The sequence below is a fragment of the Paenarthrobacter sp. PAE-2 genome (genome assembly GCF_026013155.1).
In the GTDB taxonomy this organism is placed as follows: domain Bacteria; phylum Actinomycetota; class Actinomycetes; order Actinomycetales; family Micrococcaceae; genus Arthrobacter; species Arthrobacter ureafaciens.
In genome coordinates, this window is record NZ_JAPDNV010000005.1 from 63,584 (window position 1) to 76,607 (window position 13,024).

The 13,024-nt window shown below is 64.1% G+C and carries 11 protein-coding genes; 5 read left to right on the top strand and 6 right to left on the bottom strand.

The annotated features are described in order from the left end of the window. Positions 1-3 precede the first annotated feature (3 nt). Positions 4-783, bottom strand: a complete 780-nt coding sequence (locus OCL88_RS04365; protein WP_264961741.1) for a glycerophosphodiester phosphodiesterase — start codon at positions 781-783, stop codon at positions 4-6. Positions 784-841: 58 nt separating this feature from the next. Between OCL88_RS04365 and OCL88_RS04370 the strand changes: the two genes are divergently transcribed. Beyond that, on the top strand, positions 842-1,693 hold the full coding sequence (locus OCL88_RS04370; protein WP_264961742.1) for an SDR family oxidoreductase: 852 nt from the start codon (positions 842-844) through the stop codon (positions 1,691-1,693). Between the two features lie 4 nt (positions 1,694-1,697). On the opposite strand, the gene OCL88_RS04375 is transcribed toward OCL88_RS04370, so the two are convergent. Beyond that, the gene (locus tag OCL88_RS04375) at positions 1,698-2,507 is read right to left on the bottom strand and encodes an HAD family hydrolase (RefSeq protein WP_179013137.1); all 810 of its coding nucleotides are present in this window, start codon (positions 2,505-2,507) and stop codon (positions 1,698-1,700) included. A 78-nt stretch (positions 2,508-2,585) separates the two neighbouring features. Here OCL88_RS04375 and OCL88_RS04380 point away from each other — a divergent pair, with 78 nt between their 5' ends. Next, entirely contained in the window at positions 2,586-3,641 is a 1,056-nt protein-coding gene (locus OCL88_RS04380) for a glutathione S-transferase family protein (protein ID WP_021473218.1), read from the top strand. A 3-nt stretch (positions 3,642-3,644) separates the two neighbouring features. Here the strand turns inward: OCL88_RS04380 and OCL88_RS04385 are convergent, their stop codons facing one another. Together OCL88_RS04385 and OCL88_RS04390 are read right to left on the bottom strand one after the other, a co-directional pair. Beyond that, the gene (locus OCL88_RS04385) at positions 3,645-4,574 is read right to left on the bottom strand and encodes a carbohydrate kinase family protein (RefSeq protein WP_021473217.1); all 930 of its coding nucleotides are present in this window, start codon (positions 4,572-4,574) and stop codon (positions 3,645-3,647) included. 39 nt (positions 4,575-4,613) lie between these two features. After that, on the bottom strand, positions 4,614-5,435 hold the full coding sequence (locus tag OCL88_RS04390; protein WP_021473216.1) for an alpha/beta hydrolase: 822 nt from the start codon (positions 5,433-5,435) through the stop codon (positions 4,614-4,616). A 111-nt stretch (positions 5,436-5,546) separates the two neighbouring features. Here OCL88_RS04390 and OCL88_RS04395 point away from each other — a divergent pair, with 111 nt between their 5' ends. From OCL88_RS04395 to OCL88_RS04405, 3 genes are all read left to right on the top strand, one after another. After that, positions 5,547-6,653, top strand: a complete 1,107-nt coding sequence (locus OCL88_RS04395) for a GTP pyrophosphokinase family protein (protein ID WP_021473215.1) — start codon at positions 5,547-5,549, stop codon at positions 6,651-6,653. Between the two features lie 6 nt (positions 6,654-6,659). Then, positions 6,660-8,156: a SulP family inorganic anion transporter gene (locus tag OCL88_RS04400; RefSeq protein WP_031216769.1), complete on the top strand. Its 1,497-nt coding sequence runs from the start codon at positions 6,660-6,662 to the stop codon at positions 8,154-8,156. A 174-nt stretch (positions 8,157-8,330) separates the two neighbouring features. Beyond that, positions 8,331-9,584, top strand: coding sequence for a D-arabinono-1,4-lactone oxidase (locus OCL88_RS04405; protein ID WP_264961743.1), 1,254 nt, complete (start codon positions 8,331-8,333; stop codon positions 9,582-9,584). A 17-nt stretch (positions 9,585-9,601) separates the two neighbouring features. Here the strand turns inward: OCL88_RS04405 and OCL88_RS04410 are convergent, their stop codons facing one another. After that, positions 9,602-11,359, bottom strand: coding sequence for an acetyl/propionyl/methylcrotonyl-CoA carboxylase subunit alpha (locus tag OCL88_RS04410; protein ID WP_264961744.1), 1,758 nt, complete (start codon positions 11,357-11,359; stop codon positions 9,602-9,604). Positions 11,360-11,366: 7 nt separating this feature from the next. Further along, the gene (locus tag OCL88_RS04415; protein ID WP_264961745.1) at positions 11,367-13,016 is read right to left on the bottom strand and encodes a 5-oxoprolinase/urea amidolyase family protein; all 1,650 of its coding nucleotides are present in this window, start codon (positions 13,014-13,016) and stop codon (positions 11,367-11,369) included. Between the last annotated feature and the right edge of the window lie 8 nt (positions 13,017-13,024).

Sequence of the window (13,024 nt, forward strand, 5' to 3'; positions counted from 1 at the left end):
TCCTCATACCCAGTCGTCCCGCTCAATCAGCACTTGTTTGAGCAGGTCCAGCCGGTCGGACACAATTCCATCCACACCCAGGTCCAACAGCCGCTCCATCTCCTCCCGCTCGTTGATGGTCCATACGTGGACGAGGCGGTCGATGCGATGTGCGCGGCGAATGAAGCCTTCGCTTACTACGCGAAAGCGGCCGTAACGGACGGGCACTTGGAAGACGTCGACGTCGGCAAGCAGCTTACGCGCCAACGCAGCCGGAAGTATTGGGCCCAGGAAGACAAACAGGGCCGTGAGGGTAGAGCCCGCCGAGGACGCAACCCGTTTGTCCAAGCGCTTCAGGACGGCCCGTCTGCGGCGGTCCGAGAAGCTGGTGACGAGGACCTGGCTGTGGATGCCGTGCCGTTCGATGGCTTCCGCCATGGGACCCACCGAGTTCCAGTCCTTGACGTCCAGGTTGAGTTTCGCGCCGGGAAGGGCTGTGACGAGTTGGTCGAAAGTCGGTACAGGTTCGACGCCGCCGATGCGGGCTTGGGTAACCTCGTCACCGGTCAGCTCGGCGATCCGCCCTGCAGCATTCGTCACCCGGTCCAAAGACGCGTCATGGAAAACGACCAAAAGCCGGTCCGCGGTCGTGTGCACATCGGTCTCAACGTGGACGGTCCCCAGCTCAACAGCTGCGTGGAAGGCTGCCATCGAGTTCTCCAACCCATCCAGGGAGAACCCTCGATGGGCCAGTGCCAGAGGACCGGAAGAACCGTCCTTGCGAAGAAAATAGGGCAGCGTCACACGGGTAGCGTAACTGAGGGATCCGGCCGCCCGCGGTGGTGGCTGGCAGACTATTGGGATGACTGTGTTGATTGCCGGTTGCGGCGACCTCGGAACTGAAGCAGGCCTGCGGTTCGCGGCGGCGGGACATGAAGTGATCGGCCTCCGGCGTTCCCCGGAGAAGCTGCCGCGGGAAATACGCGGTGTCCGCGCCGATCTGTCGCAAGAGGTTCCAGCGCTGCCGGCAGATGCCGGAACCGTAGTGATTGCCCTGGCCGCTGATGCTTCCACCGAGGAGGCCTACCGGGCAGCATACGTGGACGGGCTTTCCCACGTCCTGGATGCCGTGGACCGCCAGGCTGTTCCGCCCCGGCGCATCCTGTTCATCTCTTCGACGGCCGTCTACCCGGACGCAGGTGGAGCCGTGGTGGACGAATCGACCCCCACCGAACCAACCCGTTTCAGCGGAAAAATTCTCCTGGAAGCGGAGGAGCTGCTCTTCTCGTGCGCCGGCGAATCCCAAGCCGTGGTCCTGCGCCTTGGAGGGATCTATGGCCCTGGAAGGACCCGGCTCATTGACCAGGTCCGCTCCGGCACGGCCGTCATCCCGGCCCAACCGAAGCACACCAACCGCATCCACCGCGACGACGCCGCTGCCATGATCGTCCATTTAGCCACCATGGAACAGGAGCCGGATGCGGTCTACGTGGGCGTGGACAACGAATCGGCTGAACTGGGCGACGTTTTGCGCTTCCTCGCCAAGGAACTACAGCTTCCGGAACCTCCGGCAGGGCCTGCGTCCGACGGCGGCCCAGGAGACAAACGCTGTTCGAACCAGCGGCTCCGGTCCACCGGCTTTACCTTCACCTACCCGAGCTACAAGGAGGGCTACCGGGCAATCCTCGCCGGTGAGGGCGTGCGGCACCCTTGAAGGCTTAGACCTTCTCCCCGGCCAACTTCGCTTCGAGGATCTGGGCCACACCGTCGTCATCGAAATGCGGAGCCTGCCGGCCGGCAGCGAGGATCGCTTCCGGATGTCCGCTGGCCATGGCGTAGCCGTGGCCGGCCCAACGCAGCATCTCGATGTCGTTGGGCATATCTCCGAAGGCCACGACGTCAGCCGCTTCAATGCCCAGCGACTCGGCATACTTTGCGAGCGTCACGGCTTTATTGATGCCCGGCACGGACATCTCCAGCAAAGCGGTCCGGGGCGCAGAGTGCGTTGTAGCCACCAGGTGCGCGACGGCGGGTCCCACTTCCGCGAGGAACTCGTCCGGGGTGCCTTCCCGGGTGATGGCCAGGAACTTCACCACTGCGTCAGCGGCCGTCAGTGTCCGGTCCAAGGGGGCGGGAGTGAATTCCCCGAGCAGCTCGCTGGTTTCGTTTTCGATAAAACCGGGTTCAAGGTGGAAGCCGTGGAGGGTCTCCGCCCCGAACAAAGCGTCAGGCCTGATCGACTTGATGATTCGCCGCGCTTCAAAGACCGCCGTGATGTCCAGCGCCGTCGACGAGATGGGCTTCCCGGCAGCAGGGTCCCAAACAACGGCGCCGTTGGAACAAATGACGATTCCGCTGTGCCCGAGCTGCTCCTCCAGCGGGTACAGCCAGCGCGGCGGGCGGCCGGTGACAAAGACGAGTTCCACTCCGGCGTCGCGGCAGGCTTGGAACGCCCTGATGGTCCTGGCGCTGATTTTTCCGTCGTGACCGAGGATGGTGCCGTCAATATCACTTGCTACGAGCCGCATCATGCCAGTCTACGTGGGTAGCCCCGGCGTTTCCCCCGGCCCTCGCCTGCGGTAAGAAGCACAACATAGTGTGGGTCCATGAGTGAGAAAACGACCCAGGAGTACAGCACAAAAGGCGCATACGTCACCGGCGGCGAGTTCAACCGGGACACCAATTACATTGAGGACCGCATCACCCGGGACGGCACGCAGGGACCAAACGGCGAACCCGGCTGGCCCGTGGAAGCCGGCCGGTACCGCCTCATCGCTGCCAGGGCGTGCCCGTGGGCCAACCGCACGGTCATAGTGCGCAGGCTCCTGGGCCTTGAGGATGCCATCAGCCTCGGCCAGCCCGGGCCTACTCATGACGCCCGTTCCTGGACGTTCGATCTCGACCCCGACGGCAAGGACCCGGTGCTGGGAATCGAACGTTTGCAGGAGGCTTTCTTCCGTCGTTTCCCGGACTACCCGCGGGGCATAACGGTCCCCGCGATTGTGGACATCCCCAGCGGCGCCGTAGTTACCAACAACTTTCCGCAGATCACCCTGGACTTCTCCACCGAGTGGACGGAATTCCACCGCCCCGGAGCTCCCAAGCTGTACCCCGAGCACTTGCGGCAGGAAATCGACGAGGTCAACAAGCGGGTCTTTACCGAAATCAACAACGGCGTCTACCGCTGTGGTTTCGCGGGGTCCCAGGAAGCATATGAAGCCGCCTACCAGCGGCTATGGACGGCGATGGACTGGTTGGAACAACGCCTTTCCCAGCAGCGCTACCTTGTGGGAGACACCATCACGGAGGCCGACGTCCGCCTCTTCACCACCCTGGCAAGGTTCGACGCTGTCTACCATGGCCACTTCAAGTGCAACCGGAACAAGCTCACCGAGATGCCGGCATTGTGGGCCTACGCACGGGACCTGTTCCAGACGCCCGGGTTCGGGGACACCATCGACTTCGTGCAGATCAAGCAGCACTATTACATCGTCCACGAGGACATTAACCCGACGCAGATCGTCCCGGCGGGGCCGGACTTGTCCGGATGGTTGACTCCGCACGGCCGGGAGTCCCTCGGCGGGCGTCCCTTCGGTGACGGCACACCCCCGGGACCGGTCAAGGCGGGAGAAGAAGTCGCTGAAGGACACGGCGCCGCCTGAGTTCTAGGCGTGGTTCAGTTCAGCCCTCGACGGCGGATTGGCTCCGGCGCGTGAAACGGTGACGGCCGCAGCCCTCGCCGCGTGGTCCATGATGGCGGCGAGGGTTTCATCCGGCATGGCACGGAGTTCATCGCGGTTCTGGGCGCCGTCCAACCCGCGGTCCACAATGGCTGACAAGAGACCGGCCATGAACGAGTCACCGGCACCCACCGTGTCCACCACATCTACCAGCGGTGCCGGAACCTGGGTTTCGCCTGCACGCGTGATCCCCCAGGGGCCCCGTGCTCCGCGCGTCACCACCACCATGGCGGGCCCCTCATGGCCGCCCAGTGCCATCCAGCGACGGGCCGAGTCCAAGACATCTTCGCCCGGGTAGAGCCATTCAAGGTCTTCGTCCGATGCCTTGACCACGTCCGCGAGGCTCACGAAACGTTCGGCCTGCTTACGGGCATATTCCCTGTCTGTGATGATGCTGGGGCGGCAATTGGGGTCGAAGCTGACGGTGCATCGCGGGTGGGCGAACTCGACGGCGGCGAGCACTTCCGCGGCCCCGGGTTCCAGGAAAGCGGCGATGGATCCCGTGTGCAGCAGAGTGGCACCTTGCAGCATGAGGGGCAGCCGCCCGATGAGTCCGGGGACGTCCCAGGCGAGATCGAACGTGTAGGTGGCGGCGCCGTCGTCGTCCACCAGGGCGGTGGCCACGCTGGTGGGCTTGTCGTCGGGCGGAAGCGGAACCATGACTGAACTGGACCGCAGGTGGGCGCCCACGGAGTCCCCGTAAGCGTCCTTTCCGTACCGGCCCAGGAATTGGACGGGATGATCCAGCCGGGCCAGGCCCACGGCGACGTTGAGCGGGCTGCCGCCAACGTGGGCCTCTATCCCGCTGGAACGCTGGACGACGTCAACAAGCGCCTCGCCAATAACAGTCAGCATGGGACAACTCTGCCAGAGGACGTTGGGCTGAACCAGCGGTCAGGAGAGCAGGCGCTGGACCAGTTCGCGGCACTTCTTGTAGGCCACGGCCTTCGGGTCGATGAGGTCGAAGTGGTCCCCCGGAACCCTCAGGAGTTGTGCCGAGCCGCCGGATGCGTTGCTTGCTGCGACGTAGGCCTCGGACTGGCTCGCCGGAACATCCTCATCATTCATGGCGTGAACGGCATATACAGGAACGTCGATCGGGAGGGACGTCATGGGGTCTGCGTATTTATGCCGTTTGGGGTATCTTGCCGAATCTCCGCCCATCAGGTTGCAGACCGCGCCGTTGCTGAGGTTCAGGCGTTCGGCCGCTGCGAGGTTCAGGAGTCCGGACTGGCTCACGACGCCGGTCAGGTGCACGGCTTCGTCTTCCGGTCCGCGCTCCAGCTGCCGATCGGCGTCGGGCGTTCCGATGGAGGACAACCGGCCACGGCCGGCGGCCCATACCGCAAGGTGCCCACCGGCGGAGTGGCCCAGTGCCACCACCTTGCCGAGCTGGAGGTCATGGTTGCCGGCGATCTGTGCCAGATAGTCGATGCCGGCAAGGATGTCTTCGAAGGTATGCGGCCAGCCGCCGCCGTTCCCGGCCCTCCGGTATTCAAGGTTCCAGGCGGTGATGCCATGGGCCGCGAGGTCGCGGGCAAGGGGTTCACCCAGCTCTGCGCCGTACTGGGAGCGCCAATAACCGCCATGGATCACGACGGCGACACCTCCCGTCACGGCCGCCGGGCCCCGGTGGTTTCCGTTGTGTGGTTCAGGTATGAAGAGTTCGCCCCACTGACTGGGGTGTTCGCCGTAGCTGTACTTGTGCCGCAACATTGCGCCCTCCTTTGTATCGAGCCTATCGCGAGCGGCCGCCGGTTTGGCTAGCAGCAGTTCGACGGCGGGGCGTCCGGCTTCGCTGTCAGGGCCGCACCGTAAGCTGGATCCATGGCGAGCAACTGGGACAGCTTGGACCTCGATCAGCGCAAAGCGGTGGAGGCCAACGTCCAACTTTACGAGCGGGTGCGTCCTGCACTTAAGCGTGTTACCCGTGATGTTTTGCTGACCCTTCGGGACTTGCTCAACGACGCCGAGGTGACGCCGTTGTTCGTTACCGGCCGCACCAAGACCGTCGATTCGTTCCGCGAAAAGATCTCCCGGACGGAGGAACCCCTGGAACCGGGTGGCCCTCGCATGCTCAAGTTTCCGGACCCGTTCCGGACGCTGAATGACATGGTCGGCATCCGGGTCATCACCAAGCTGCCCGCGGAGAACGCCGCGGTAGCCAACATCATCAAGCGCCAGCGCCAGCTCTTCGATTGCCGCGGGGACCGGGAAAAGGACATCGGCTCCATCGAGTCCGGAACGTACGGCTATTCCAGCCGGCACCTCATTTTGCGGACCATCCAGAACGAGACCGTGAAGGAGTACCAGCAGGTCTTCAATCCGGATCTGCCCGCCAACGGCAGCTACTTCTTCGAATGCCAGATCCGCACGGTGTTCGCCCACGCGTGGAGCGAGATCGAACACGACATCCGCTTCAAGGCGGAGGACCCCCGGGCCTGGACCCCGCACTTCGACCGTCAATTCACCGCCACGGCCGCCATGCTGGAAACCGTGGAGACCGCGTTCGCCGATCTCCACGAGCGGTATGAGGAAGTTCGTGGCTACTGGGACCTCGAAGGCGAGGGCGCCTCGCCGCTCACTCCCAACCGTGTACGTGACGTCTGGCGTACCCTGCTGCCGCACGTAGACCGTAAAGTAGATGACGACTGGGGATGGGCCGCCGAACTCCTTGCAGCCCACGGACTCACCAAGACCGTGGAACTCGCCGGGTTGCTCAGCGCCAACCGGATTACCGAGGTCCGCAAGGCCTTGGACCACCGCTACTCCCCCGGCCCGGACCGCCTCTTGGACGACCTTCTGCTGTGGCAGTACGGGACCGAACACATTGATCTCACCGCTGAGGCGCCCGACGTCGTTCCGCACCCGCGGCGCGACAGCCTCCTGCGGCGTCTTAAGCAGATTGAGCGCTACCGCCAGACTGCACTTTAAGGACCCATGACTCCGGAGCAACTCATGTCCCTGCGGGCGACTTTCCGCTCGCCCCGCCGCCTCCTGACCGAATCCTTGGCCGGCTTGGTCGTGGCATTGGCGCTCATTCCGGAGGCAATTGCGTTCTCGGTGATCGCCGGGGTGGACCCTCGAATTGGTTTGTTCGCGTCCTTCACCATGGGTGTGGTCACGGCAATCGTCGGCGGACGCCCGGCCATGATCTCGGCTGCGACCGGCGCCGTTGCGCTGGTCATTGCACCGGTCATGAAGGAACACGGCCTTGACTACCTGATTGCCACCATCATCCTGGCGGGAGTCTTCCAGATCATCCTCGCTGCCCTGGGCGTCACGCGGCTCATGCGGTTCATCCCGCGGTCCGTGATGATCGGCTTCGTCAATGCCTTGGCCATCCTGGTGTTCATGTCCCAGATGCCCGAACTCTTCGGGGTGCCTTGGATGGTCTATCCGATCGTTGCCGTCGGGTTGGTGATCGTGTTCGGCCTGCCACGGCTGACAACGGCAGTGCCCGCACCCTTGGTGGCCATTGTCCTCATTACGCTGGTCACGGCCCTCGGACACATCGATGTTCCCACTGTCAGCGACAAAGGAGAGTTGCCGGACAGCCTGCCTGGGTTCTTCCTGCCCAACGTGCCCTTGACCATGGAGACCTTCCAAATCATCGCGCCGTTCTCCTTGTCCATGGCGCTGGTCGGCCTGCTTGAGTCGCTCATGACGGCCAAGCTGGTTGATGACATCACTGATACGCGGTCCAACAAGACCCGGGTCTCCTGGGGGCAGGGAGCAGCGAACATCGTAACGGGCTTCCTGGGCGGCCTGGGTGGTTGCGCCGTCATTGGGCAGACCATGATCAACGTGAAGGGATCCGGCGCCAGGACACGGCTGTCTACGTTCCTGGCCGGCGTCTTCCTGCTGGTCCTGGTGGTGGTCCTTGGCGACGTCGTGGGGATGATTCCCATGGCGGCGCTCGTGGCCGTGATGATCTTCGTTTCGCTGATTACCTTCGACTGGCACTCCATCCGCCCATCCACCTTGAGGCGCCTGCCCAAGTCTGAGACCGCCGTCATGCTCCTCACTGTTGCTGCCGTTGTGGCCACCCATAACCTGGCAGTGGGTGTCGGCGTCGGCGTCTTGACCGCCATGGTGCTGTTCGCCCGGCGGGTGGCCCACTTCGCCACGGTGGAGCGGACGGAACTGGAGCTCAACGGCGAGACCGTTGCGACCTACACAGTGGACGGTGAACTCTTCTTCGCCTCATCCAATGACCTGTACACCCAGTTTGACTACGCAAGAGATTCCGCAGAAGGCATAGATCGCGTGGTGATCGATCTGCACAACTCGCATTTGTGGGACGCGTCCACCATTGCCGTGCTGGATTCCGTCACCGAAAAGTACCGGAACCATGGTCGCGAGGTGGAGTTCATCGGCCTCAACGAGGCGAGCATCCGGATGCGCGAGCGTCTGGCCGGCAAGCTCAACGGCTAATCCCGCCCAACTAAGTCGCAGCTGTGCGCGTTCTAACCCCGGTAAAACGCGCACAAATGCGACCCACTTGGGAAGCGAGGGGCCGTCCCAGCGGAATGGACTCCCCTTGACGGCGTCTTTGTGAGCGCAAACAATCGACGGAGTGAGTTCGCCAAAGCAGAGGAAGATCAAACCATGAAGAACTGGGCCGGAAACCTCCAGTACTCGTCCGCAGCCGTGCACCGCCCCTCTTCGGTAAGCGAGGTCCAAGAGCTCGTGGCCAATGCCCCGCGGGTCAAGGCACTTGGGTCCCGGCATTCGTTCAACACGGTGGCCGATACCAGCGGCACGCATATTCTGCTGGATGCGCTCCCCCAGGAGATCACCCTTTCCGAAGACCGGAAGACGGTCAAGGTGAGCGGCGGCATCAGCTACGGCGCCCTGTGCCGGGCGATTGAAGAGCAGGGCTATGCCATCCACAACCTTGCCTCCCTGCCCCACATCTCAGTAGCCGGAGCCATCCAGACCGGCACCCACGGCAGCGGCGTCCAAAACCCGTCCTTGGCTGAAGCGGTGGTGAGTTTGGACGTGGTCCGAGCTTCCGGCGAACTGGTGACGCTCACCCGGGATGACCCTGAATTCGCTGCAACAGTAGTCGGGCTGGGGGCGATGGGAATCGTCACGGGCCTTGAGTTGGCAGTCCGCCCGAGCTTCGGGATGCGGCAGCGCGTGCTCACGGGGCTCCCTTGGGACCGGGCGCTGACGGATTTCGAAACCATCGCATCAAGCGCCTACAGCGTCAGCTTCTTCACCGACTACACCGGAGACTCGATCCCGCAGGTTTGGCTGAAGGCGCTGGGCACCGAAGCTGCGCTGCCTGATCTTTTTGGCGCCACAGCTGCCCCGGCCGCGCTTCATCCGCTGCCGGGAATGTCCGCGGAGAACTGCACCATCCAGCTGGACGAGCCCGGCAAATGGCTGGACCGCTTGCCCCACTTCCGCCACGAGTTCACGCCAAGCAACGGGGAAGAACTGCAAAGCGAGTTCATCCTCCCGTTGACGGATGCCCCTGCGGCCCTCCAGGCCGTTCGTGCCTTGGCGGACAAGCTTGCTCCGCTCCTCTTTGTTTCCGAAATACGTACCATTGCGGCGGACGAGTTCTGGCTCAGCCCCTTCTACCAACAGCAAAGCGTTGCCCTGCACTTCACGTGGAAGCCGCTCCAGACCGAAGTTGAAGCTTTCCTTCCCGAGCTCGAACGCAGCCTGCAGCCGTTCGGTTCCCGCCCCCACTGGGGCAAGCTCTTCACGCCGTCGCTTTACGACTTCGCTGCGCTGTACCCGAGGTTCGAGGACTTCCGTGCCCTGGTGGAGGCCAATGACCCTCAGGGCAAGTTCCGGAATGGCCTCTTGGACAGCGTGCTGGGCGTGGCCGCTCCCGCAGGCAAGTAGCCAACCGCGGGAACGAACTACTCGATGTGAGCCAGGACCGCACCCGTGGCGACTACTCGCCCCGGAGCCGAGAGGACTTCGGTGAGTGTGCCTGCCCGGTGTGCGGGGACCTGGGTCTCCATCTTCATGGCTTCCAGCACCACCAGGGGATCGCCCTCGGTTACTTCGTCACCGGGTTCGGCGAGCCACTTGACCACCGTGCCGGACATCGCAGCTACCAGTGCAGACCCGGCGGGTGCTTCCCCGGTGGCAAAACCCGGCGTATCGGCCAATCCCGATACCGGAGGCAGACCCTGTCCGGAACGGGCCCAGCCCTCAAGAAGGTCTGCCGGGAGGCCTACAGCGAGTCGCTTTCCGTCAACATCCACGGTGATGGTCCGACGCTCACCATTGAAGGCAGCCACGGAGTAATCCGGATCGTTGGGAATCCGGTCCGCGAAGTCGGTCTCAATCCAACGGGTGTGGACGCGCAGGGCATCCGCTGCAACAAAGTCTTCGGCTTCAAGGACTGCCCGGTGGAACGGCACAACGGTAGGGAGACCCACGATCTTCAGCTCCGCGAGGGCACGGCGAGCCCGACGCAGCGCTTGCTGGCGGTCAGCACCCGTGACGATCAACTTCGCGAGGAGGGAATCGAACTGCGGAGCCACAACTGACCCTGCCCGCACGCCCGAGTCCCACCGGATGCCCGGCCCGGCCGGAACTTCAAGGGACGCGACGGTACCCGGCGACGGGAGGAATCCCCGGCCCACGTCTTCGGCGTTGATGCGGAACTCGAAGGAATGGCTGCGGGCGGAAGGATCCTCAGTGATGCTTAGCGGCAAGCCTGAGGCAATACGGAACTGTTCCTGGACGAGGTCCACACCGGCGGTTTCCTCGGTGACAGGGTGCTCCACTTGCAGCCGGGTGTTTACTTCGAGGAAGGCCACAGCGCCTCCTGCGGACACCAGGAACTCCACGGTTCCGGCGCCGAAGTACCCGGCCTCACGGACGATCGCCTTTGAGGCCTCGTAGATCTGGTGTCGCTGTTCTCTGCTCAGGTACGGAGCAGGTGCCTCTTCCACCAGCTTCTGGTGCCGGCGCTGCAACGAACAATCCCGGGTTCCCGCCACAACCACGTTCCCGTGCTTGTCGGCGACGATCTGCGCCTCCACGTGCCGCGGCCGGTCGAGATACTGCTCCACAAAGCATTCGCCGCGACCGAACGCCACCACGGCTTCACGGACGGCAGAGTCGAACGCTTCCTCGACCTCGGCCAGCTCACGGACCACCTTCAGTCCGCGACCGCCACCACCAAAAGCAGCCTTAATGGCGATCGGCAGGCCATGCGCTTCGGCGAAGGCACGGGCCTCGGCAGCTGAAGCCACCGGGCCATCGCTTCCCGCAACCAAGGGCGCACCGGCCCGGACGGCGATCTCCCGCGCCGTGATCTTGTTGCCAAGCTGGCGGATGGACTCCGGCGAGGGTCCCACCCATTCAAGTCCCGCATCGATGACCGCCTGCGCGAAGTCGGCATTCTCGGACAGAAAGCCGTAGCCGGGATGGACGGCGTCCGCTCCCGACTTGGCGGCCACATCCAGCAGTTTGCCGATGTTGAGGTAGGTGTCGGCCGGGCTGTTCCCGCCCAAGCTGTATGCCTCACCAGCAAGGGCGACGTGCATTGCGTCGGCGTCAATGTCCGCATAGACGGCGACGGAAGAGATGCCTGCATCGTCACAGGCTCGCGCCACGCGGACGGCGATCTCGCCGCGGTTGGCAATCAGGACCTTACGCATTAAAAACTCACTTCTCCGGGGTTTGGAAGTCTGGTGAATCCGGGACCAGCCGGAAACGGATTTTCCCGCCGACCGGGACTTGGGCGGCGCGGTCAAGGTGCTCGTCGCGCACTACGCCGATCACCGGGTAGCCGCCCGTAATGGGATGATCCGCGAGGAACAGCACAGGCAGGCCTGCGGGAGGTATTTGGAGCGCTCCGGCCATGGTCCCTTCGCTGGGGAGTTCGCCGTCACGGGTTCGCACCAGGGGCTGCCCGTCCAAGCGCATTCCCACACGGTTGGACTGCGGCGTGACCACCCAATCCTGGCTTGCCAGCGAGTCCAGGGCCGACTGGTCGAACCAATCCGCGCGGGGTCCAGGCACCACATCCAGCACGGTCACGGTCTCCGCACCTGGAAAGTCAGGCTGGAGCTCGGGACTGCCCACCGCGGTGGAAACAGTGTCACTGCCGGCCCGCAGTTCCTTGCCGACCGTCAACGGCGCCGGCCCGATTCCGGACATCGTGTCAGCAGAGCGGCTGCCCAGGACCGCCGGAACATCTATGCCGCCACGGATCGCCACGTAGTTCCGGAATCCGGATTCGGGCACTCCAAGGCTGAGGACTTCACCATCGAGCAGTGCGAACGGTGCGGCCATGCCGACGGTCCGCGTCGCGCCTGGCTGTGGACCGCCGTCGTGATTCACTGAGTCAACCCACGACGGCGACTGGACGGTGAGCGTCGTTGGCGCACCGGTCACGGCAATCACCTGATCGCCGATAGCCTCGATGGAAAGTCCACCGCCCACTGACTCAATGGCGGCTGCCGTCGACGCGTTGCCTACCAGGCGATTGGCGCGACGGATGGAAGCGTGGTCCAGGGCTCCCGCAGCCGAAACTCCCAGAGGGCCATGACCTCTGCGCCCCAGGTCCTCGATGAGGCTTTGGACTCCCGGGCTGACAATGCGCAGACCGGATTCAGTGTGGTGCTCCGAATCGGATTCCGGCTCATGGGCCGAGGCGGTAACTACTTCCCGGACAGCCCGGTACTGCACACGGTCGCCCGGGCGCACCAAGGCGGGCTTGGGCCGTTCCAGATCCCACATGCGGGCTCCCGTGCGGCCGATCAGTTGCCACCCGCCCGGGGAACGGCGGGGGTAGACAGCGGAGTACTCCCCGCCGAGGGCCACTGATCCGGCCGGAACAGCCGTCCGGGGGGTGGCCCGTCGGGGAACCGTCAAGGCATTGTTCTCGCCCACCATGTAGCCGAACCCGGGCGCGAACCCGGCGAAGGCGACCGTCCAGGTCTGGCCTGTGTGCGCAGCCACCACACCGTCCACGCTCAGGCCGGTGAGTTCAGCGACGTCAGCCAGGTCTTCGCCGTCGTACACCGTCTCGATCACCACCAACCCGGAGTCGGTAACGTCCGGAGCTGTCAGTTCAAGCTGCAGGAGCCGGGCGCCGATGGCCCGGGTCGCGGAGGCTGACTCGCCAACCACCATGACCGTTTCCGCGGCTGCCAGCACGTCCACTTGGCCGGGAAGCGGCTTCCTGTTGAGCAGGTCCTGCAAGGCCAGTACCTCGGCAAGGCCGTCCAACTCCGCGAGCACGGCGCGCGTGCCTACCGGCCTCACGGAGCGGACCTTCTTGCTGGTTACGGTTTCCATCACGGTATCCATCATGTGCT